At 74.5% G+C, this 20,357-nt stretch carries 15 protein-coding genes; 1 reads left to right on the top strand and 14 read right to left on the bottom strand.

Annotated features, from left to right (window positions below):
* Positions 1–41 precede the first annotated feature (41 nt).
* Positions 42–1,007 carry a methyltransferase domain-containing protein gene (locus ACWDVG_RS01390; protein ID WP_451694997.1) on the top strand — a complete coding sequence of 322 codons (966 nt, stop codon included), beginning with the start codon at positions 42–44 and terminating at the stop codon, positions 1,005–1,007.
* Here the strand turns inward: ACWDVG_RS01390 and ACWDVG_RS01385 are convergent.
* From ACWDVG_RS01385 to ACWDVG_RS01320, 14 genes are all read right to left on the bottom strand, one after another.
* The gene (locus tag ACWDVG_RS01385) at positions 988–2,364 is read right to left on the bottom strand and encodes an FHA domain-containing protein (RefSeq protein ID WP_451694995.1); all 1,377 of its coding nucleotides are present in this window, start codon (positions 2,362–2,364) and stop codon (positions 988–990) included. The two genes, ACWDVG_RS01390 and ACWDVG_RS01385, sit on opposite strands and share 20 nt — an antisense overlap.
* Before the next feature lie 48 nt (positions 2,365–2,412).
* A complete protein-coding gene (locus ACWDVG_RS01380; RefSeq protein WP_451694994.1) occupies positions 2,413–3,744 on the bottom strand; it encodes a vWA domain-containing protein in 1,332 nt (443 codons plus the stop codon).
* A gap of 82 nt (positions 3,745–3,826) precedes the next feature.
* Positions 3,827–5,323: a PP2C family serine/threonine-protein phosphatase gene (locus tag ACWDVG_RS01375; protein ID WP_451694992.1), complete on the bottom strand. Its 1,497-nt coding sequence runs from the start codon at positions 5,321–5,323 to the stop codon at positions 3,827–3,829.
* Between the two features lie 2 nt (positions 5,324–5,325).
* Positions 5,326–7,779 carry a tetratricopeptide repeat protein gene (locus ACWDVG_RS01370; RefSeq protein WP_451695106.1) on the bottom strand — a complete coding sequence of 818 codons (2,454 nt, stop codon included), beginning with the start codon at positions 7,777–7,779 and terminating at the stop codon, positions 5,326–5,328.
* Positions 7,780–7,838: 59 nt separating this feature from the next.
* Positions 7,839–9,116 (bottom strand): hypothetical protein, encoded by a 1,278-nt coding sequence (locus ACWDVG_RS01365; protein WP_451694990.1) that lies wholly within the window; start codon positions 9,114–9,116, stop codon positions 7,839–7,841.
* A gap of 20 nt (positions 9,117–9,136) precedes the next feature.
* Positions 9,137–10,219: a glutamate ABC transporter substrate-binding protein gene (locus tag ACWDVG_RS01360; RefSeq protein ID WP_451694988.1), complete on the bottom strand. Its 1,083-nt coding sequence runs from the start codon at positions 10,217–10,219 to the stop codon at positions 9,137–9,139.
* Between the two features lie 11 nt (positions 10,220–10,230).
* Positions 10,231–11,685: a hypothetical protein gene (locus ACWDVG_RS01355; RefSeq protein ID WP_451694986.1), complete on the bottom strand. Its 1,455-nt coding sequence runs from the start codon at positions 11,683–11,685 to the stop codon at positions 10,231–10,233.
* A gap of 359 nt (positions 11,686–12,044) precedes the next feature.
* The gene (locus ACWDVG_RS01350; RefSeq protein WP_451694984.1) at positions 12,045–13,091 is read right to left on the bottom strand and encodes an N-acetylglucosamine kinase; all 1,047 of its coding nucleotides are present in this window, start codon (positions 13,089–13,091) and stop codon (positions 12,045–12,047) included.
* Positions 13,082–14,347 (bottom strand): 6-phospho-beta-glucosidase, encoded by a 1,266-nt coding sequence (locus ACWDVG_RS01345; protein WP_451694982.1) that lies wholly within the window; start codon positions 14,345–14,347, stop codon positions 13,082–13,084. Before ACWDVG_RS01345 ends, ACWDVG_RS01350 begins: the two co-directional genes overlap by 10 nt.
* Before the next feature lie 8 nt (positions 14,348–14,355).
* Positions 14,356–15,243 carry a carbohydrate ABC transporter permease gene (locus ACWDVG_RS01340; protein ID WP_451694980.1) on the bottom strand — a complete coding sequence of 296 codons (888 nt, stop codon included), beginning with the start codon at positions 15,241–15,243 and terminating at the stop codon, positions 14,356–14,358.
* A gap of 2 nt (positions 15,244–15,245) precedes the next feature.
* Entirely contained in the window at positions 15,246–16,244 is a 999-nt protein-coding gene (locus tag ACWDVG_RS01335) for a carbohydrate ABC transporter permease (protein ID WP_451694978.1), read from the bottom strand.
* A gap of 16 nt (positions 16,245–16,260) precedes the next feature.
* Positions 16,261–17,598, bottom strand: a complete 1,338-nt coding sequence (locus ACWDVG_RS01330; protein ID WP_451694976.1) for an ABC transporter substrate-binding protein — start codon at positions 17,596–17,598, stop codon at positions 16,261–16,263.
* Between the two features lie 99 nt (positions 17,599–17,697).
* Positions 17,698–18,930, bottom strand: a complete 1,233-nt coding sequence (locus ACWDVG_RS01325) for an ROK family transcriptional regulator (protein WP_451694974.1) — start codon at positions 18,928–18,930, stop codon at positions 17,698–17,700.
* Between the two features lie 247 nt (positions 18,931–19,177).
* Entirely contained in the window at positions 19,178–20,236 is a 1,059-nt protein-coding gene (locus ACWDVG_RS01320) for a mechanosensitive ion channel family protein (RefSeq protein WP_451694972.1), read from the bottom strand.
* Positions 20,237–20,357 lie beyond the last annotated feature (121 nt).

The raw sequence follows: 20,357 nt of genomic DNA, 5'->3' as shown, positions 1-20,357 counted from the left end.
GACCGCTCGCCCCGCGCCCCGGGCGGCGGGAGAGTGGAGCCATGGGTGAGCGGCCGCGGGACGAGTTCGCGGAGGCCGCCGCGCGGGAGCGGCGGGGCCTCGTGCGGGAGGTCGAGGAGTACGGCGAGCTGGCCGACCCCGCGTGGCGGGCGGCCTTCGCCGAGGTGCCGCGCCACCTCTTCGTGCCGTACCACTACGGCGCCGGGCCCGGCGGCTACGAGCGGCTCTGGTCCGGCGACCCCGACCCCGAGCGGCGCGGGCGCTGGCTGCGCGGGGCGTACCGGGACGCCGCCCTCGCCACCCGGGTGAGGGACGGGGAGCTGGTCTCCTCCGCGAGCCAGCCGTCGCTGATGGCGCTGATGCTCCGGGTCCTCGACGTACGGGACGGGCACGACGTCCTGGAGATCGGCGCCGGGACCGGCTACCACGCGGCCCTGCTCTGCCACCGGCTCGGCGACGCGCACGTCACGACGGTGGACCTGGACGAGGAGATCGCCGAGTCCGCCCGCGCCCACCTCGCCGCCGCCGGATACCGGCCCGCCGTGCGCGTCGCGGACGGCGCCCGCGGCTGCCCCGAGCGCGCGCCGTACGACCGGATCGTGGCGACCTGCGCGGTGCCCTCGGTCCCGTACCCCTGGCTCCGCCAGTGCAGGCCCGGCGCCCTCGTCCTCACGCCGATGTCCACGGGGCTCCTCCTGCTGCGGGTGCGGGACGCGGAGCACGCGGAGGGACGGTTCCTGCGCACCCCGGCGTACTTCGTGCCGCTGCGGGGCTCCGGCGCCGTGACCCCGCGCCCCGCACCGGCCGGGGACGAGCGCGTCGGCTTCCTGTACGGGCTCGTCGGCGACCGCCTGGACAGGCGCGAAGCGCTCTCGCTCTGGCGCCGCGAGGGGCGGCCGGAGCGGGAGCGCTTCGGGGTGACGGTCAGCGGGGAGCTGCAGTGGGCCTGGCTGGACGACCCCGGAGGGCCGTACGCCTGGCCGCTGCTCAGCCCCGCCGGATCGTGATGGTCGTCCAGGCGCCGACGTGCACCCGGTCGCCCTCCTGGAGCTGGACCGGTACGTACGGCTGGATCGGTTCCTCACCGCCGTTGAGAGTGGTGCCGTTGGTGGAGTTCTGGTCCACCACCGCCCAGGAACCGTCCGGCTGCTGCACCAGCACCGCGTGCTGGTGCGAGACGCCCGGGTCCTCCGGCGGCACCGACAGGTCGATGTCGGGGGACTCGCCCGTGGAGTGCCGACGGCGGCCGATGGAGACCTGGTTGCCCTGGAGCGGCAGGTGCTTGGCCGGGGAGTACGCGGGCAGGTTGAGGCCCGTCGCCTCGGGGCCGCTGCGCTGCATCATCGCCATGAAGTAGTCGCGGTCCGGGGCGACGACGGCCGTCCAGCGGAGCGGCTGCTGAGGCGGCTGCGGCTGTTGCGGCGGCTGTGCTTGCTGGTGCTGCGGGGGCTGCTGGTGCTGAGGCTGCTGGTGCTGCGCGGGCTGCTGCTGGAACTGCGGCGGCGGGCCCTGGCGCGGCTGGCCCTGCTGCGGTCCCTGCGGCGGGCCCTGCTGCGCGGGCGGGCCCTGGGGCGGTCCCTGCGGCGGCGGGGCCTGGGCCGGGGCCGGGGCGGGCGTCGGCGCGGGAGCCGGGGTGGCGTGCGGCGGCTGCGACGGCGGCGACAGGACCCAGTCGTCGTCCGTGCGCGGCTGCGGCGGCGCCGACGGGGCGGGAGCCTGGGCCGGGGCCTGGAGGTACGCGGGCGGGGCGGGCGGCTGCTGCTGCGCGGCCGGACGCTGCGGCGGGGCCTGGTGGTGCGTCGGGTCGGAGCCCAGCGGCTCGGCCGACCGGTTCACCTGCGAGGGCCGCGAGTCCTGGTAGCCGAACGGGTCGTGCGGCTGCTGCGCCGGGGGCTGCGGGGCCTGCGGCGTCGACTGGAAGCCCGGCGGCAGGTTCAGGCCGGGCGGCGGGCCCGGCTGCTGCGCGGGCGGCGCGGGCCGGGAGGGCTGCGGCGGCGGGGCCAGCGGCGTGTAGGAGGTCGCGGTGTTCGTGAGGAAGTTCCAGCGGCACTCCTCGCAGAACGGCGCCATGGGCTCGCGCGGCGTCCGGCACTGCGGGCAGAGCTCGGCCTGGGCCGTGGCGTTCGGGTCGCCGCCCGGGCCGAAGCCACCGGCGGGCGGCATGCCGGGCGTCGGGGCCGGGCCGGGGCCGCCGGGGCCGGGGCCGCCGGGGCCGTTCGGGCCCGGGTATCCGTACGCGGGCGGCGGCGGCGGGGGAGGCGGCGGTACGGCACCCGTCGGCGCGCCCGCCGCGGCCATGCGATGGCCGCAGACCTCGCACCAGTCGTCGGAGACCGACTGGTGTCCGTTCGGGCAGGTCGGCATGTCGGTGCTTCCCCCTCTCGTCGTCCGGCCCGGTGGCTGCGCGCCGGGCTACCTCTTCACGCGAACGGTCTTGGTGGAGCGGGTCTCGAGTGTCATCTCGTCCGCTTCCGCGACCTTCGCCTTCAAACGCACAGTACCCGTCGCCGCGTCGACCACGTCCACCACCTTCGAAAGGAGTTTCGCCGTATCGGCGTTGCCCGAGGCCGCCGCGAGTTGCACGGCGCGCCCCAACTTCGCCGTCGCGCCGTCCCGATCGCCCGATTTGCGGGCATCCAGACCCGCCTGGATGGCGTCCGCGAGCTCCGCCTGCCCGGTGTAGTGGGCCACCTGCGGATTGATGGAGGTCGACATCGCGAGGTCGTCGGTCCACACCGCCCGTACCAGTCCCTGAGACACGGGCCGGGGCGTGCCGTCCACCGGGTCGGGGACGAGCAGCGAGACCCGGGCCGCGAGCATCTCCTGGCCGACGGAGGCCTGCGGGACCCGCACGGTCACGTGGTAGTCGCGGGACTCGTCGCCCCAGGAGCCGGTCGGATAGTCCCCGGCCCGGGGTCCCGCCTCCGTACGCCGTCCGGACAGGTCCTCGACCGTCGGCGCCACCTGCTTCAGGAGGACGATCTCCGCCCCGACGGGCGTCCACAGCCGGAGGGCCACGTCCGCGACCCCCTTCGCCATCGCGCCCTCCATCATCGCCGCGAAGTCGGCGGCGAGACCGGCCGGATCGGCGACGATGTCGGCGGTGCCGAGGAGCGCGGAGGCGATCCCCGTCACCTCCTTGACCTCCCAGTCGGTGCCGACCCCGCGGGCGTCGCAGGTGAACCGGCCCGCGCACGCGTCGAGCGCGGCCCGCAGCTCCTGCGGCGACTCGTGCTCGTTGCGGCCGTCGGTGAGCAGGATGCCGTGCCGGATCGCGGGCGCGGCGGGCCCTGCGGACAGCAGCCGGTCGGCGAGCCGCAGCCAGGTGCCGATCGCCGTGCCGCCCCCGGCGGACAGTCCGCGCAGCGCCTCCTTGGCCTCGGCGCGGGTGCGGGCGTCGGCGACGGCGAGGCCGCCGTCCCCCGGGTACACCTCCCTGGCCACATGGGTGCCGGCGACGACGGCGAAGGAGGTGCCGTCCCGGAGGGTGTCGATCGCGGCGGCGGTCGCCTCCCGGGCGCCGCGCATCTTGGTGGCCGGGTACTCCATCGAGCCCGAGCAGTCGACCATGATCACCACTCCGGCGGCGGAGCCGCGCCCGAGGCCCGCGGCCCCGGTGGTGCCGCCCCCGATGGCGGTCACCGTGACGATGGCGCTGACCTCGCGGCCGCCCTCCGGCAGGAACTCGTTCTGGTACACGTCCACCGAGAACTGGGGCACGGTCGACTTGGAGAAGTTCGCCATCTGTTTCTTCGGCTCCTCGGCAACAACGGTGTGGGGACGGGGCGGGGGCGCGGCGGGGCGGGGGCGCGGCGGCCCGGGCCGCTCAGGCCGGTACCGCTCCGGCGGGCGCCGCCCCGGCGGCGGGGAGGACGAACGGCAGGACGGCGACGGTGATGTTGTCGTGGCCGCCGCCGTCGAGGGCGTGGCCGACGAGCACCTGCGCACCGTGCAGCGGACGGGCCGCCGCGTCCGCCGGCACCACCCGGGCCATGTCGGCGGGGCCCTCGGCGTAGTTCCACAGGCCGTCCGTGCAGACGACGACCACCCCGGACCGGTCCGGCGAGAACGCGGCGGTGTGCGGCTCCAGTTCGTAGGCGTCCGCGCCCAGCCAGCCGGTGATCGCGTGGGCGCGCTCGTCCGCGTACGCCTCGGCCTCGTTCATCAGTCCCGCGGCGACCATCTGGGCCGCCCAGGAGTCGTCCTCGGTGAGCCGGGCGGGCGGCGTGGCGCGGTCGTCCGGCACCCAGTAGACCCGGCTGTCACCGACCCAGCCGACGACGAGCAGCCCGCCCGCGACGACCGAGCCGACGATCGTGCAGGCCGGTGCGTTCCGGTGGGGCGCGGCCTCGTGGTCGGCGCCGTCCAGGCCGGGCTCGTCCGCGAGGGAGTTCACGGCCGCGGAGGCGGCGACGATCGCCTCGTGCATCGCCTGCTGGGGGTGGGTGCCGCGGGGGAGCGCGGCGAGCAGCGCGGCGCACCCGGCCTCGGCCGCCGCGGCCGAGGCCTCGTCGGGGCGGGTCGCCGAGGAGACGCCGTCGCAGACGATCGCCAGCCGGGCGGGGGAGCCGTCGGGCAGCGTCGTGGCCGCCACGGCGAACGCGTCCTCGTTGCGGTGGTGGCGCAGGCCGCGGTCGCTGACGGCCGCGACCCCGCCGAGGTCCCGCTCCAGGTGGTCGCGCTCGCGGGGCTGGGCGTGCCCGCAGTTCTCGCAGTACCCGTCGGTGTCCACGCGCCCGCCGCGGCAGGCCACGCACACCCCCGGCGCGGCGGGCCCGGCCGCCGCCGACACGGGCGCCGGTGCCGGTGCGGGTGCCGGTGCCGACGGCGGCGCGGGGGCCGGTGCGAGTGCGGGGGCCGGATCGTTCCGTACGGCGGTACGGGGGTCGGGCGCGGCCAGCTCGAAGTCACCGGAACCGGAGCCGAAACCGGTGGCGGCACGCGGTGCGGCCTCGGTCCCGGGCGCGCGGACGCTCTCGCGCCCGGGCTCAGGCGCGGGCCCGGCGGCCGCGGCCGGCCCGGCCGTGGGCTCCGGCGCGGGCTCGGCTCCGGCCTCCGCCGCCCCGCTGCCCGAGTCCACGCCCGCCAGGTCGCCGGGGTGCTGGGTGAGCGTCGACAGGGAGCCGGGGTCCCGGGGCGGGGCGTCCGGCCAGACGACGGGGGTCGCGAGGGCGACGGTCGGGCGGTCGGGCTCCGGCCCGGCCGCGGTCACGGCCGACAGGTCGTACCCGCAGGCCCCGCAGAACCGGTCGCCCGACTCCAGCGGCTCCGCGCAGCCCGGGCAGGCGGCGAGTCCGTGCGACGGCTTCGGATTCTGGGACATCCTCACACCCACGTCCTGGGGCGGAAGCGGTTGGCCCGCTCCACCAGTTCGTTCCTCTCCCCGCCCTGCTGGGCGAGCCGGGCCAGCACCCGGTACGAGCGTTCGAGGCCGAAGCGCAGTCCGCGCTCGTCCAGTTCACTTCCGAGCAGCAGCGCGCCGCCGCCCGGTGCCGCGCCGGGACTTCCGGAGAGTACCCAGTCGAGGGCCGTCCCGAGGACCTCTGTGGACAACCGCTCCCGGCGCACCGCGTCGAGGCCGAAGCCCCGGAGCGCGGAGACCTGCGCCGCCGCGGCCGTCAGGTCCGCGCCGAGCGCCTCGCGCGCCGGGCGCCGCCGCAGCCGGGCGCGGACGGCCGCGACCCGGGCCGCCGTGTAGTGGATGGAGGCCTCCGGCACCGACTCGAGGGCCCGCACGGCCCCGGTGCGGTCGCCCGCGGCGAGCCGCACCCGGGCGAGTCCGAAGGCCGCGCTGACGTAGTTCGGGTCGGTGGCCCACACCAGGCCGTAGTACTCGGCGGCGTTGTCCAGCTGGCCCAGCACCTCGGCGCAGACCGCGAGGGCCAGCTTCGGCGCCGGCTCGCCGGGGAAGGCGTCGTAGACCGCGTCGAAGGCCAGCGCCGCGTGCTCGAAGTCGCCGACGACGAGGGAGGCGACGCCCCGGTACCAGATCACCCGCCAGTCCTCGGCCTGCCGTTCCTCCAGGGCGACGAGCGTCCGGCCCGCGGCGGACAGGTCGCCCAGCTCCAGTTGGGCCCGCAGCGCGCGGAGCCACAGTTCGGGGGAGGGGGCGGGGGCCGCCTGGAGGGCGCCGAGGAGTTCGGCGGGCGCGGCGGCGACGAGTCCCGCGAGGAACCCGGCGTTGGGGTCGCCCGGGTCGACGCGCGGCACGGGCAGCGCGAGCGCCGTGGCCGGGACGTCCAGCGGGGCGAGGGCGCCGCCGAGTCCGTGCCCCTCGGGGACGCCGGTCACCGGCGGCACCTGCGCCCGCCGCCCGCGCCGGACGCCGAGCAGCGACACGTCCTCCTCCAGGTCGGCGAACAACTCGGTGTCCGTGACCCGCGTCTCCGTGCCGAAGAGCGTCGAGAGCGCCGGGCGCGGGCGCCCCGACTGGAGCGCCACGACCTCGCGCAGCACTCCCGTCAGCTGCTCCGCCATCTCCTGCGCGGAGGAGAACCGGCGGGCGGGGTCCGGGTCGGTCGCGCGCATGAGCAGCCGGTAGAACGACTCGTAGGTCCGGAAGACCTCGATGTGCTCCGGGTCCGGCAGCGCGTCCGCGAAGACGTTCGTGTACCCCTGGAAGTCGAAGGTCAGCACCGCGAGCGTGCGCGCCACCGTGTACAGGTCGCTGGCGACGGACGGCCCGACCTCGGCCACCTCCGGCGCCTGGTAGCCGACCGTGCCGTAGATCGCGGACTCGTCGTCGTCCATCCGCCGGACCGCGCCCATGTCGATGAGCTTCAGCTGGTCCTCGGTCTGGATGGCGTTGTCGACCTTGAAGTCGCAGTAGAGCAGGTTCCTGCTGTGCAGGTGGCCGAGCGCCTCCAGGGCCTCGATGCCGTACGCGCAGGCCTGCTCGACCGGCAGCGGGTCGCGCCGGCCGTCCGGCGTCCGCCGGTCGTTGGCGATCTCCTTGAGCGACTTCCCGCCGACGTACTCCATGACGATGTAGCCGTCGAGGGAGCCGGTGCGCGGGTCGAGGTGCTCGACGAAGTTGTAGATGCGGACGATGTTGGAGTGCTCGATCTCGGCCAGGAAGCGCCGCTCCGAGATGGCGGCGGCCATCGCGTCCTGGTCGCCGGTGTCGAGCAGGCCCTTGAGGACGACCCAGCGGTCGGAGACCGCCCGGTCGACGGCGAGGTAGACCCAGCCGAGACCGCCGTGCGCGAGACAGCCCGCGACCTCGTACTGCCCGTGCACGATGTCCCCTCCGCGCAGCTTCGGCACGAAGGAGTACGGGTGCCCGCACGCGGTGCAGAAGCCCTCGGTGCGGCCCGGCCGGTCGCCGCGCGAACGGCCCACGGGAGCCCCGCAGTCGGCACGGGAGCAGAAACGCTTCCGCTCGGGGACCTCGGGGTTCTCCATCACCGCGCCGCGCGGATCCGGACGCGGCACCTCCGGAATCGTCACGAGGCCCGCGCCCAGCCGGTTCCGCGCCGACTGCCCGGCCGACGCCCCCGAACTGCGCACCGACACCGAACGCGTCGACGCCGCCCCCGACAGGGAGCGCGAGAGCCGGCCCGAGACCGAACGGCGCGAGGTCGACGAGCGCGACGAGGCGCGCGACGACGCCCGCGAGGACGCCGTCGAACCGCTCCGCCCCGAGGCCGAGTCCCGCCCGCCGACGCCCGTGCCCCTGCCCGGCACCGCGATCCCGGTCCGCGTCGACCGCAGCATCCCGCCCGGCGCGACGACCGGCGCCAGACCGCACGTGTCGCAGTACAGCTCGCCGCCGCCCATGTCCTCGTACGAACCCTCGCACGAGGGACGCTGACACGCACCCACGCTCGTTCCCCCGCTCACCACTGCCGTCCTTCCGCGTCGCGCGGCCCCGACAGCACGTCCGCCGCCGCCCGCTGGTAGCGCAGCACGGCCTGCTCCGCCGCCCGCAGGTCGCACGGCGCGCTCCACAGCATCCGCCGGGCAGCGTCGTACCGCTCGACGAGCAGCGGGTCCTCCGCCGCCCCGAGCCGGGCCACCTTCGCCTTGTACGCGTCGAGGCGCCCGCGCAGTTCCGCCCGGACCGCCAGCGGCGCCGTCACCGCGGTCAGCGACTCGCGGGCCCGCAGCAACTCGTCCTCGGCCTCCGCCTCCAGAGCGTCCAGGAGCGGCGAGAGCCGGTGCCACTGGGCGTGCCTGCGGTACTCGGCCGCCGCCACGAGCCGCTCCTGGAGCGCCGTCGGGGGACCGCTGACGGCCGGCACCTCGGAGGCGGCGATCTTCGCCAGCACCTCCCCGCGCGCTGCCCGCGCCTCGGCGAGCGTCCGGTCCGCCCGCGACAGCACGTCCCGCAGCCGCAGCAGCCGGTCCTCGGAGTCCTGCCGCACCGCGAGGACCGCCTCGATCTCGCGCCGCACGTCCTCCAGGGCGCGCGCCGCCCGGTCGTACCGCTCGGTGTCCGGCCGGCCGCCGCCCGGCGCCGAACTGCCCGTCGCCGGGCGCCAGAACGCCAGCGGATCGGTCACCACCTGGGAGCGCAGCGCGGTCAGCTCGGCCGTGATCGACTCCAGCTCGTCCCCGGCGGGGTGCTCGCCCGGCCGCACCCCGACCGAGTGCGCGAGCGAGCGCGTACGGCCCAGCTCGGCGGCGAGCAGGTCTATCCGGGCAGGCAGCGCCGACCAGACTGCGTCGGCGGCGACCACCAGGTCGAGCGAGGAGGCGTACAACTCGTTCATCCGGCGGACCAGGCCCTCCAGGGTGAACCGCTCGGTCAGCAGGGCGCCCTCGGCGGCCCCGCCCGCGACGATCACCGTGTCGCCGCGCAGCCGGTCGGTCAGCTCCACGAGCTCCTCCCGCCCGGGCCAGCGGCGCCGCGCCCGCACCTCACGGGCCTCCCGCAGGGCGGCCGTGTACGCGTCGAAGCAGGTCCAGAGCAGGGTGATGGTCCGTTCGGCGGCCGCCCAGCGGTCCCGGGTCGTGCCGGTCAGCGCGGCCCCTTCGAGCAGCCTGCGGCCGGCGTGGTCCTGGAGGGCGAGGAGCGAGTCCTCGACCGCCTTGTGCTCCGCGCCGAGCCGCGCCAGCGCACGGTCCACCTCGTCCCGGTCCATCACCGGACCGGGGGGTCCCGCGACGCCCATCGATCACCTCTTCCGCTGGGTTACTTGTACCTGGGGGCGGGCGGCGTGTTCATCCCGGGCAGGACGTCGGACAGCCACTTCTCGTACGCGTCCTGCCAGGGGCCCTTCCGGTAGCCCTCCAGGACGTGGTTGACCCGGCGGACCAGGTCGTCGTTGCCCAGCTTGGCGGCCACGCCGTAGTACTCCTTGGTGAAGCGCGTGCCCTTCAGCTCCACCGCCGGGTCCTGCGCGGCCTGGCCGGCGGCGAGGGCGCTGTCGGTGACCACGGCGTCGACCTCGCCGAGCTGCAGCCGGGCCAGGCAGTCGAGCTGGTTCGGCACGGTCAGCAGGTCCGCGTCGTCCTTGGTGCCGTCCGCCTCGTCCTTGAAGACGGCGCCGAAGGAGTTCTCCTCCAGTGCCTCGTACGCCGTGGAGCTCTCGGCGGTGCAGACCCGCTTGCCGCGCAGGGACGCGTCGTGCCCGGTGATGCTCCGGTCGAGCTTCGGCGCCAGGACCTGCTGACCGGTCTCGAAGTAGGCGGTGGAGAAGGCGACCTGCTTGATCCGCTTGCAGTTGATCGTCATCGTCCGCACGACGAGGTCGACCCGGCCGCTGTCGAGCGCGGCGATCCGCTGGTTGGTGGGGATCGCCCGGAAGATCACCGCGTCCGGGTCGCCGAGGAGGTCCTTGGCGATGGCCCTGGCGAGGTCGATGTCGAAGCCCTCGACGGCCTGCGTGGCGGGGTTGCGGAAGCCCCAGAGGTAGCTGGACTGGTCGACGCCGACGATCAGCTTCCCGCGCGCCTTGATCGCCGCGATCGACGGGCCGTCGGCGGCCGAGGGCCGCAGCGAGGCCTCGGGGGCCTCGCAGCTGTCGGCCCTGACCTGGACGCCCGTCCCCACGCCGGGCCCCGGCCCGGTGGCGGCCGGCTCGGCCGCCACGCCGGGACCGTCCTGCGCCAGCGGCACCAGGGTCAGGGCGGCGGTCAGGCCGCAGGCCACGGCCATGGCGCCCACCCCGCCCCAGCCGCGCAGTCGCGCGGCGGGCCGCCGCACCGCCCGCGCCGCCCACGACGGGGTGCGCGGTGCCGTCCGCCGCACCAGCGGGTCCGTGCCGTTCGGCATCCCGCCCCCTCTCACCGGTACTCCGAAAGCCTGCGGTTGATGCCGAGCAGGGCGGCCGCCGCCCCCAGGACCGCGAGCACCGCCGCGCCGAACGGCAGCGCCGCCAGCGTGCCCACGGCGCCGTCGGCGGCCCGGGTGAACTCGGCCTGCTCGTGCGCGAGGGCCCGCTCCAGGGCTTCGTCGACCTGGTCGAAGGACTCGCCCGTCGTCCCCTTCGGGCCGATGATCAGGTTCAGCGCGCCCTGGAAGTCGCCGCCCTCGCCCAGCGCCCGCGCGCCGTCGTGGCGCTGTCTCCACTGGGCGGCGCGCTCGGCGGCCTCGCCCAGCGGGTCGCGCCCGGCGTCGTCGTCCGCCAGCTCCCGCGCCTGCGCGAGGGCCGTCGTGAGGTCGGCCATGCTGGTGGCGTAGTCGGCCTCGTACTTGTCGTTCTTGCCGTCCTCCGTGAGCACCGCGCCCCGGGCGACCTGGGTGAGGTTCTCGTTGGCCCGCGCCTTGAGCGAGCTGATCCGGGCGGTCGTGAGGTGCTGGAGGGACTCCTGCCCCTGGGTCCGTGCGGTGGTCAGCTCGGAGCGGGCGATCGTGTGGGCGGCGAGCAGCCAGAGCAGCACGGCGAGCGAGGCGGCGGTGGCCGCGAGCAGCCCGGGGTTGAGGAGGCGGTTCGTCCGGACGTAGGCGCGGTACTGGGCCGCGACGAGCACCAGGAGGGCGAGCAGGCCGACCGCGAGCGCGGTCAGCGGCAGGGCGCGCGCCGCCTCGTCGTCGCGGTGGAGCCGCTCGGTCTCCGCCGCGTACAGCCGCTCGGCGGCCGGCAGCAGCACGCGCGTCATCTGCTGGTTGGCGTACCGCAGATAGGCGCCGCCGAGCGGCAGGCCCTGGCGGTTGGCGGCGCGGGCCCGCTCGATCAGGCCCGTGTAGCGGGGGAGCCCCTGGTTGAGGGTGCCGATCTCGCGGCCCGCCTCGGTCGAACCGTCCGTGTTCGCCGCGGCCTTGACGAGCAGCCGGGACGCGGTGGCGATGTCCGACGCGTACCGCTCGCGGGACGCGGCCGGCTCCAGGGTGCCGGCGAGGATCCCGGCGGCGGCCGTCGAGTCGGCGTCGGCGAGGGAGCGGTAGATCGCCGCGGCGTCGGCGCTCAGCGGCTGGCTGCGGTCGACGACGTCCTTCGCGGCGGAGGTCCGGTCCGAGACCTCGAACCAGGTCGCCGCCCCGAACGCCACGACGAGCAGCGCAAGGACGGCCCCGAGGAGCTGCAGCCGCCCCGGGGTGGTCGTGACGGCCTCCCGCAGCCGCTCCCGCCCCACGGCCCAGGCGCCCCGGCCGGCGGGCGGCGCGCCGCCCGGCAGCGGAACGGGAGCCCCCGCGAGGGGCACGGCGGACGGTTGGGCGGGTACGCCGACGGGGCGCGCGGGCGCGGTTCGCGCGCCCTGCGCCGCCGACGCCGCAGGCGCGTTCGGCGGGTGTGTCACGTGACCTCCCCCTCGGTCGTCGACATCTGCCCGGCGAGCAGTATGACCTCAGGGGCCCCTCCGCACACCAGGGTTGACGCGATCTTGTTCCTATCGTGCCTTATGCCGCCCGCACATCCGCGGGCGAACCCCCTCACTCTGAATACGCCGCCCGACCATGATCGGTTCCCTTTCGGACACCCCTCGAACGGGTGAACCATCGCCTGAACAAACGGGTGAACGGCCCCGCGCACCCCCGCCCGACGCGCCGAGGGGCGCCCCGCCACGACGACGGAACGCCCCACGCTCTCCGGAGCCCTCACGGCCCCGGTACCCGGCCCCCGGAGCCCCCACGACCCCGGCACCCGGCCCCCCGGCCCTCACCCCCCGTAATGCCCCCGCACCCGCGCGGCCGCCTCCGGATCCGCCGCCTCCGGGCCCGCCGCCTCCGGGCCCGTCGCTTCGCGGTCCGTCGCCGCCGCCTCGTCGAGGGCGAGCAGCGCGGCCCCCAGCACCGGCGGCGCCGTCACGAACCCGACCACCGCCTTCGGCGCGCGGACGGCCAGGAGTTCCAGGATCCGGGTCTCGAGGCGGGCGTGCCGGGCGGCCAGCACACTGCCGCCGAGCATCACCGGAGCCTCCTCGTCGAGCAGCCCGAGCCGCCCGAGCGCCACCGCCGACAGGGCGACGACCTCCTCGGCCAGCCGGTCCACCAGCGCCCCGGCCACCGGGTCGCCCCCGTCGGAGACCGCGAACAGCAGCGGGGTCAGCTCGTGCCGCCGCGCCGACGGGATGCGGCCCAGGTGCAGCGCCTCGATCAGCGCGTACATCGTCTCCAGGCCGAAGTGGGCGGGCAGCGCCCGCGCCAGCTCCGTCGGCTCGCCCCGGCCGTCCTCGGCCCGCGCCGCGAACCACAGGGCCTCCTCGGCCAGCCCGCTGCCGCCGCCCCAGTCGCCGGAGAGCTTCCCGATCGCGGGGAAGCGGGCGGTGCGGCCGTCCGGGGTCATCCCGACGCAGTTGATCCCCGCTCCGCAGACCACGGCCACCCCCCGCGGCTCGTCGAGCCCGGCCCGCAGGATGGCGAACGTGTCGTTGTGCACCCGTACGGAGCCGCTCCAGTCCCGCGCGAGGAGCGCGGCCCGCAACTCCTCCTCCTCCACCGGCAGATCGGCGTTGGCGAGACAGGCCGTGACGTGCGCGAAGCGCGGCGGCCGGCCGGAGCCGCCCGCCGCCTCCCACGCGCGCCCGACGATCTCCGCGAGCCCGTCGACGGCCCGCTCCACCCCCACCACCGGCGGCTGGAACCCGCCGCCGCGCGCCGTGCCGAGGACCTCGCCCCGCACCGACAGCACCACGGCGTCGGTCTTGCTGTTCCCCGCGTCGACCGCGAGGAGCACCCCCGGCCCCCCTTCCAGGTTCACGCCCACGCGAGGTGCTCCCGGTTGTGCGCGATCAGCCGGTCCGTGAGCCCCTCGGCGTACTCGTACTGCCCGATGAGCGGGTGTGCGAGCAGCGCCTTGAACACCCGCTCCCGGCCGCCGCGCAGCGCCGCGTCCAGGGCCAGGTCCTCGTACGCCGTCACGTGCGCGATCAGCCCCGCGTACAGCGGGTCGACCGGCGCCACCGGCAGCGGCGTCGCGCCACCGGTCCCGACCGCCGCCTGCGTCTCGATGACTGCGTCGTCCGGCAGGAACGGCAGCGTGCCGTTGTTGTACGTGTTCACCACCTGGTACGGCGAGCCCGCGCCCCCCAGCAGCGAGGCGGCCAGGTCCACGGCGGCCTCCGAGTAGAAGGCGCCGCCGCGCTTGCCGAGCAGCGCCGGCTTCTCGTCGAGCGCCGGGTCCCCGTACATCTCCAGGAGCCGCTTCTCCATCGCCGCGACCTCCGCGGCCCGCGAGGGCTTCGTGCGCAGCTCGCGCACCACCTCGTCGTGCGCGTAGAAGTACCGCAGGTAGTACGAGGGGACGACACCGAAGCGGTCCATCACCGGGCGCGGCAGCCGCAGGTCCGCGGCGATGGCGTCGCCGTGCTCGGCGAGCAGGCGCGGCAGCACGTCCTCGCCCTCCGGCCCCCCGAGCCGTACGCCCGTCTCCCAGGTGAGGTGGTTGAGGCCGACGTGGTCCAGGTGGATCTCGGTGGGGGCCACGTCCAGCAGAGCGGCGAACTTCCGCTGGAAGCCGATGGCCACGTTGCACAGGCCGACCGCCTTGTGCCCGGCCCGCAGCAGCGCCCGCGTCACGATCCCGACGGGGTTGGTGAAGTCGATGATCCAGGCGTCCGGGTTGGCGCGCCGGACCCGGTCGGCGATGTCCAGGACGACCGGGACCGTGCGCAGCGCCTTCGCGAGACCGCCCGCTCCGGTGGTCTCCTGGCCGACGCAGCCGCACTCCAGCGGCCACGTCTCGTCCTGCTCGCGGGCGGCCTGACCGCCCACGCGCAGCTGCAGCAGGACGGCGTCGGCGCCCTCGACCCCGGCGTCGAGGTCGGTGGTGGTGGTGATCTTCCCCTCGTGGGCCTGCCTGGCGAAGATCCGCCGGGCGAGCCCGCCGACGAGTTCGAGCCGCTCGGCGGCCGGGTCGACGAGGACGAGTTCGGTGAGGGGCAGGGTTTCGCGCAACCGCGCGAATCCGTCGATCAGTTCGGGGGTGTAGGTGGATCCGCCCCCCACGACAGCGAGCTTCATTTCGCGTTTCAGCCCTTCACTCCGGTCAGGGTGACTCCCTCGACGAACGCCTTCTGCGCGAAGAAGAACACGAGGATCACCGGGGCCATGACCAGCACGGTCGCGGCCATGGTCAGGTTCCAGTCGGTGTGGTGCGCCCCCTTGAAGGACTCCAGGCCGTAACTCAGCGTCCAGGCGCCCGGGTTCTCGGAGGCGTAGATCTGCGGCCCGAAGTAGTCGTTCCAGCAGTAGAAGAACTGGAAGAGGGCCACGGCGGCGATGCCGGGCTTCGCCATCGGCAGCACGACGCGCGTCAGGGTGCGGAACTCGCCGCAGCCGTCGATCCGCGCGGCCTCGACGTACTCGTCCGGGATGGTCAGCAGGAACTGGCGCAGCAGGAACACCGCGAAGGCGTCACCGAACGCCATCGGAAGGATCAGCGGCCACAGCGTGCCCGACAGGTCCATCTGCTTGGCCCAGAACAGGTACATCGGGATGATCACGACCTGCGGCGGCAGCATCATCATCGAGATCACCAGCAGCAGCGACAGATGCCGTCCGCGGAAGCGGAACTTGGCGAGCGCGTACGCCACGGGGACGGACGACACCACCACGAGTGCGGTGCCGAGCCCCGCGTACAGCAGGGAGTTGCCCCACCAGGTGAGGAAGCCCTCCGTGCGGAACACCCGGAGGTAGTTGTCCCAGTGCCAGGAGTTCGGCGTCAGGTCCCGGGTGAGCGCCTGCTCGTCGCTCATCAGGGAGGTGAGGAACACGAAGACGAACGGGAGCACGAAGAACAGGGCGGCGGCGACGCCGAGCGCGTGCACGGCGATCCAGTGCAGCAGCGCCGTGCGGCGGGCGCGCCGCGCGGCGGCGCTCGCCACGGGACGGGCGGCGGGAGCGGTTGCGGTCGTCATGGTCAGTCACCCGAGCCGATCAGGCCGCCGCGCCGCCGCATCAGGAGCGCGGTGAAGGCCATGGAGAAGGCGAAGAGCACGAGCGCCACCACACACGCGGCGCCGTAGTTGAACTGGCTGAAGCCGAGGTTGTACACGAGCTGCGGCAGGGTGAGCGTGGAGTCGTCCGGGTAGCCGGGGACGAAGGTGACGCCGGAGCCGCCCATCACGCCCGAGGCGACCTTGGAGGCCACGATCGGCTGCGTGTAGTACTGCATCGCGGCGATGATCCCGGTGACGACGGCGAAGAGGACGATCGGCGCGATGTTCGGCAGCGTGATGTGCCGGAACCGCTGCCACGCGTTCGCACCGTCCAGTGCGGCGGCCTCGTACTGCTCCTTCGGTACGTCGAGGAGCGCGGCCATGAAGATGACCATGAGGTCGCCGACGCCCCACACGGCGAGGACCGTCAGGGCCGGCTTGGACCAGTCGGCGTCGTTGAACCAGGAGGGGGCGGGCAGGCCGACCGCCTCCAGGAGCGCGTTGACCGGGCCGGTGCCGGGGTTGAGCAGGAAGACGAAGGCGAGCGTCGCGGCCACCGGCGGGGCGAGGTACGGCAGGTAGAAGAGGGTGCGGAAGACTCCGGCGGCCGTCTTGATCCGGGTGATCAGCAGGCCGATGCCGAGGCCGAAGACCACCCGGCAGGAGACCATGACGACACAGAGCCAGAGCGTGTTCCGGAGCGCGGGCCAGAACTGGGGGAAGTCCCCGAAGACGTACGTCCAGTTGTCCGTGCCCCGCCAGGTCGGCGGGTTCAGGCCGTCGTACCGCATGAAGGAGAAGTACAGCGTGGAGACGAGCGGATAGGCGAAGAAGACGCCGAATCCGATCAGCCAGGGCGACATGAACGCCAGGGTGCGCAGCGCGTTCCGCCGGCGCTTGGCCCGCAGCGTGTTCCGGCCTCCGGGCGAAGGGGCGGCCGGGGCGGCCGCCACCTTCGCGGGCAGGGTGTCCGTGCTCATGGGTGGGGACCGGCCGTCACTTCGCCGCGGCGATGTCGCGGTCGATCTGGGCCGCGGTCTCCGCGAGGCCCTTCTTCAGATCGGTGACCTGGCCCTTCTCGTACTGCTGGGCGAACTTCTGGAGGGTGTCCTGGTAGGCGGAGCCGTTGACCGCGCCGTCCGAGGTGGTGGACTCGGCGTGCCGGGCGATGTCCAGGAAGACCTTGAAGCGGTCGTCGAGCTTGAGGTCCGGGGACTTCAGGGCCTCCAGGGTGGAGGGGACGTTGCCGATTCCGTTGGCGAAGTTCACCACCGCCTCGGTGTCGGTGGTCATGTACTTGACCAGCTCCCAGGCCGCGTTCTGCTTCCGGCTCTGCGGGGCGATGCCCATGATCGTGCCGGAGAGGTAGCCCTTGCCGTACTCGTCCACCTCGTCGTCGGCGACGGGCAGCGGCGCGACGCCCACCTCGAAGCCGACCTTGGCCTCCTTCAGGAAGTTCAGCCGCCACTCGCCGTCCAGCTGCATCGCGACCTGGCCGGTGTGGAAGGGGTGCTTGGCGCCCCACTCGTCACCGAAGGTGGTGCGGTACGTGTCGAGCTTCCGGAAGCCGCCGAGGGCGTCCACCAGCGACTTCTGGTACGTCATCATCTCGGCGAACGCCGGGTCCTTGGCCACGCTCGACGCGCCGTTCGCGTCGAAGTACGCGTGGTCCCACTGCGACATGTAGTGCGAGACGCTCGTCTCGTAGCCGAGGTAGTTGGGCATGAAGCCGAGCTGCTCGTACGAGTCGCCCTTGGTCTTCGTCAGCTTCTTGGCGACCTGGGTGAACTGCGACCAGGTCTTCGGGGGCTCCTTGATGCCCGCCTTCTCGAAGGCGTCCTTGTTGTAGTAGAGGCCGTACGCGTCGGAGAGCAGCGGCAGGGTGCAGCGCCTGCCCTCGAACTGGGTGTACTCCTGGAGGACCTTCGGGAAGATCGCGTCCAGGTCCAGCTTGTCCTTCTCGATGAAGGGCTTCAGGTCCGCGAGCGCGCCCGAGTGGCAGAACTTGCCGACGTTGGCCGTGGTGAACGAGGAGACGACGTCCGGGCCGTTCGAGCCGCCCGCGCGCAGCGCCTGGCCGAGCTTGTCGTCGTTGATGTTGCCGACGACCTTCACCTTGATGTTCGGGTGGGCCTGCTCGAACCGCCGGACGTTGTCCTCGATCGCCTTGACCTCGGAGGGCGCCGACCAGCCGTGCCAGAAGGTGATGGTGGTCTCGGCCTTGGGGTCGTCGGTCGCCCCGTTGCTCCCGGAACCGGTACAGGCGGAGCCGAGGAGGGCGAGCGAGGCGGTGGCGGCCAGCGCGGCGGCCGCTCTGCGGGGGCGTACGGACATGGCGGAGTCTCCCTGGGACGGCTGGGACGTACGGAGGTGGGGACGGGTGGGTTTGGGGGACGGGGAGGGCGGACGGGCTTCGGGCATCGTCGGGGCGGGTCAGCGCGAGGTGTCGAAGACCTCGTCGCGGGTGGTGGCGAGGGCGCTCTCCAGCGCCCCGCGCAGCACGGGGCCGTGGCGGACCTCGGCCAGGACGAGCCTGGGCCGGGAGGCCGCGAGGTCGGCCAGCTCCGACTGGACGCGGGCCCTGAGGGGTTCGCCGCCGGAGACGAGGACGTCGCCCGACAGCACGATCAGCTCGGGGTCGAGCACGGCGGTGAGCGAGGCGAGACCGGTCGCGACCCGCTCCGCGTAGCGGTCGAGCAGCTCCGCGTACCGCGGGTCGTCCTCGTGGGTCTCCGCCGCGGTGGCGAGCAGACCGCTCGCGACCGGCACGTACGGCTGCTCGGGGGTGTCGATGCCGAGCGCGCGGGCGAGCCGGGGGACCGCCTGCACGCCGGCGAGTTCCTGGTAGCCGCCGGAGTTGGCCTTGGCGACCTGGCGGACGAGCGGGGTGCCCGGCACCGGCAGGAAGCCGACCTCTCCGGCGCCGCCGGTGAAGCCGCGGTGCAGCCGCCCGCCGAGGACGAGGGCGGCGCCCATGCCCGCCTCGTTCCAGAGGAGCGCGAAGTCGGCGTGGCCGCGGGCGGCGCCGAGGCGCTGCTCGGCGACGGCGACGAGGTTGACGTCGTTCTCGTACTCGAACGGCATCGGCAGCGCGGCGGCCAGCTCCTCCAGGAGCGTGGGGGAGTGCCAGCCCGGCAGGTGGGAGGCGTACCGCAGCCGCCCGGTGGCCGGGTCGAAGGCGCCGGGCGTGCCGATGACCAGGCGCCGGACCCGCTCGCGGGTGAGCCCGGCCGCCTTGACGGCCCCGTCGAGGGCGTCGGTGACCTGGCCGACGACCCCGGCGGCGGTACGGCCCGGGGTGCGCAGCTCGAACTCGCCGACGACCCGGCCGGTGACGTCGGCGACGGCGGCGCGGACGCGGTGCTGGTCGACGTCGAGCCCGGCGGCGTACGCGGCGCCCGCGTTGACCGCGTACAGCTGGGCGTTGGGCCCCGGGCGGCCCGCGGTGGTGCCGGTGGCGACGACGAGCCCGGCTGCTTCGAGGCGGGCGAGGAGCTGGGAGGCGGTCGGCTTGGACAGGCCGGTGAGCTTGCCGATCCGGGTGCGGGACAGGGGCCCGTGGGCGAGGAGCAGGTCGAGGGCGGCCCGGTCGTTCATGGCCCGCAGCACGCGCGGAGTGCCCGGCGGGCCGGGAGCGCCGGGGGTTCCCGGGGTCGTACCGGCCATGTGGAGTGCACCTGCCCTCGTACGGTGGAACACACTGTTAGGAAAGTTTCCTATCTGAGGGAGGACGGTAGGGCCGCCGTCGTCCGAGCGTCAATACCCGGGAACGCGGGACGCCCCCGAAGGCAACCGAAGCGTTACCCGCGGGGGCGTGGTGGTGCGCGGCCCGGAGCGAGGTGCCGGGAGCGGAGGGCCCGTGCGCTACCGGGGGCGGCGCCTGGGGCGCGTCCTCACGTGGCGAGGTCCGTCGTCACTTGGCGAGGTCCGTCCGCGGCAGCGGGGTCGCCGCCGCCGACTGGGGCGAGGTCGTCGAGGCGAAGGCCGACGGCGCCGCCATGCCGGCCGTCGGATCGGCGGCCGACTCCTCCGCCGCCGGCAGCCCGCCCACGATCCGGATGCCGGCCTGGTCCAGGCCCCGCTTGATCCGCCAGCGCAGCTCGCGCTCCACGCCCAGCGCCTTGCCCGGCATCGTCTTCGCCGAGACCCGGACCGTCATCGAGTCGAGCAGCACCTCGGTGAGGCCGAGGATCTCCACCGGACCCCACAGCCGCTCGTTCCACGGCTCCTCCTTGGCCATGGCGTCGCCCACCTCGGTGATCACCGCCCGCACCGCGTCCAGGTCCTCCGTCGGCCGGACGGTCACGTCGACACCGGCCGTGGCCCAGCCCTGGCTGAGATTCCCTATCCGCTTGATCTCGCCGTTGCGGACGTACCAGATCTCGCCGTCCACGCCGCGCAGCTTCGTCACGCGCAGCCCCACCTCGACGACCTCGCCGGAGGCCACGCCCGCGTCGACGCTGTCCCCGACCCCGTACTGGTCCTCCAGGATCATGAACACGCCGGACAGGAAGTCCGTCACCAGGTTCCGGGCGCCGAAGCCGATCGCCACACCGGCCACACCCGCCGAGGCGAGCAGCGGCGCCAGATCGATCTGGAAGGCGCCCAGGACCATCAGACCGGCGGTGCCCAGGATGAGGAACGAGGCCACCGAGCGGAGCACCGAGCCGATCGCCTCCGAGCGCTGCCGCCGCCGCTCGGCGTTGACGAGGAGACCGCCGAGCGCCGTCCCCTCCACCGCCTGCGCGGAGCGGTTCATCCGCTCGATCAGCTTCGTCAGGGCGCGGCGGACGGCCATCCGCAGCAGGACCGCGACGACCAGGATCAGCAGGATGCGCAGACCCGTGTTGAGCCAGGTGGACCAGTTCTCCTCCACCCAGCCGGCCGCGTTCGTGGCCCTCTCGGCAGCCTCGTCCAGGGTCACCGGCAGGGGCTCGGGTTCGGTGGCAGCCGCCAGGGCGGACCAGGACACGGGACAACCTCCAGGCTTCGCGTTCAAGGCCATCCACACTAACGGGGCGCCGGACGTGCTCCCGTTGCCGTGTTCGAGGGAGAGACGGACCTCACCCGGGCACGTAAGAGGGGAGACATGC

It is taken from the genome of Streptomyces sp. NPDC003327, from assembly GCF_053589515.1.
Note: the sequence above shows the minus strand (reverse complement) of the source record. Positions and strands in the feature narration are given on the sequence as shown.

Coding starts and splice junctions, on each gene's coding strand:
- ACWDVG_RS01325 (WP_451694974.1), bottom strand. CDS start 18,930: ATGGCCGGTACGACCCCGGGAACCCCCGGCGCTCCCGGCCCGCCGGGC.
- ACWDVG_RS01365 (WP_451694990.1), bottom strand. CDS start 9,116: ATGGGCGTCGCGGGACCCCCCGGTCCGGTGATGGACCGGGACGAGGTG.
- ACWDVG_RS01360 (WP_451694988.1), bottom strand. CDS start 10,219: ATGCCGAACGGCACGGACCCGCTGGTGCGGCGGACGGCACCGCGCACC.
- ACWDVG_RS01345 (WP_451694982.1), bottom strand. CDS start 14,347: ATGAAGCTCGCTGTCGTGGGGGGCGGATCCACCTACACCCCCGAACTG.
- ACWDVG_RS01380 (WP_451694994.1), bottom strand. CDS start 3,744: ATGGCGAACTTCTCCAAGTCGACCGTGCCCCAGTTCTCGGTGGACGTG.
- ACWDVG_RS01335 (WP_451694978.1), bottom strand. CDS start 16,244: ATGAGCACGGACACCCTGCCCGCGAAGGTGGCGGCCGCCCCGGCCGCC.
- ACWDVG_RS01390 (WP_451694997.1), top strand. CDS start 42: ATGGGTGAGCGGCCGCGGGACGAGTTCGCGGAGGCCGCCGCGCGGGAG.
- ACWDVG_RS01340 (WP_451694980.1), bottom strand. CDS start 15,243: ATGACGACCGCAACCGCTCCCGCCGCCCGTCCCGTGGCGAGCGCCGCC.
- ACWDVG_RS01370 (WP_451695106.1), bottom strand. CDS start 7,779: ATGGGCGGCGGCGAGCTGTACTGCGACACGTGCGGTCTGGCGCCGGTC.
- ACWDVG_RS01375 (WP_451694992.1), bottom strand. CDS start 5,323: ATGTCCCAGAATCCGAAGCCGTCGCACGGACTCGCCGCCTGCCCGGGC.
- ACWDVG_RS01385 (WP_451694995.1), bottom strand. CDS start 2,364: ATGCCGACCTGCCCGAACGGACACCAGTCGGTCTCCGACGACTGGTGC.
- ACWDVG_RS01330 (WP_451694976.1), bottom strand. CDS start 17,598: ATGTCCGTACGCCCCCGCAGAGCGGCCGCCGCGCTGGCCGCCACCGCC.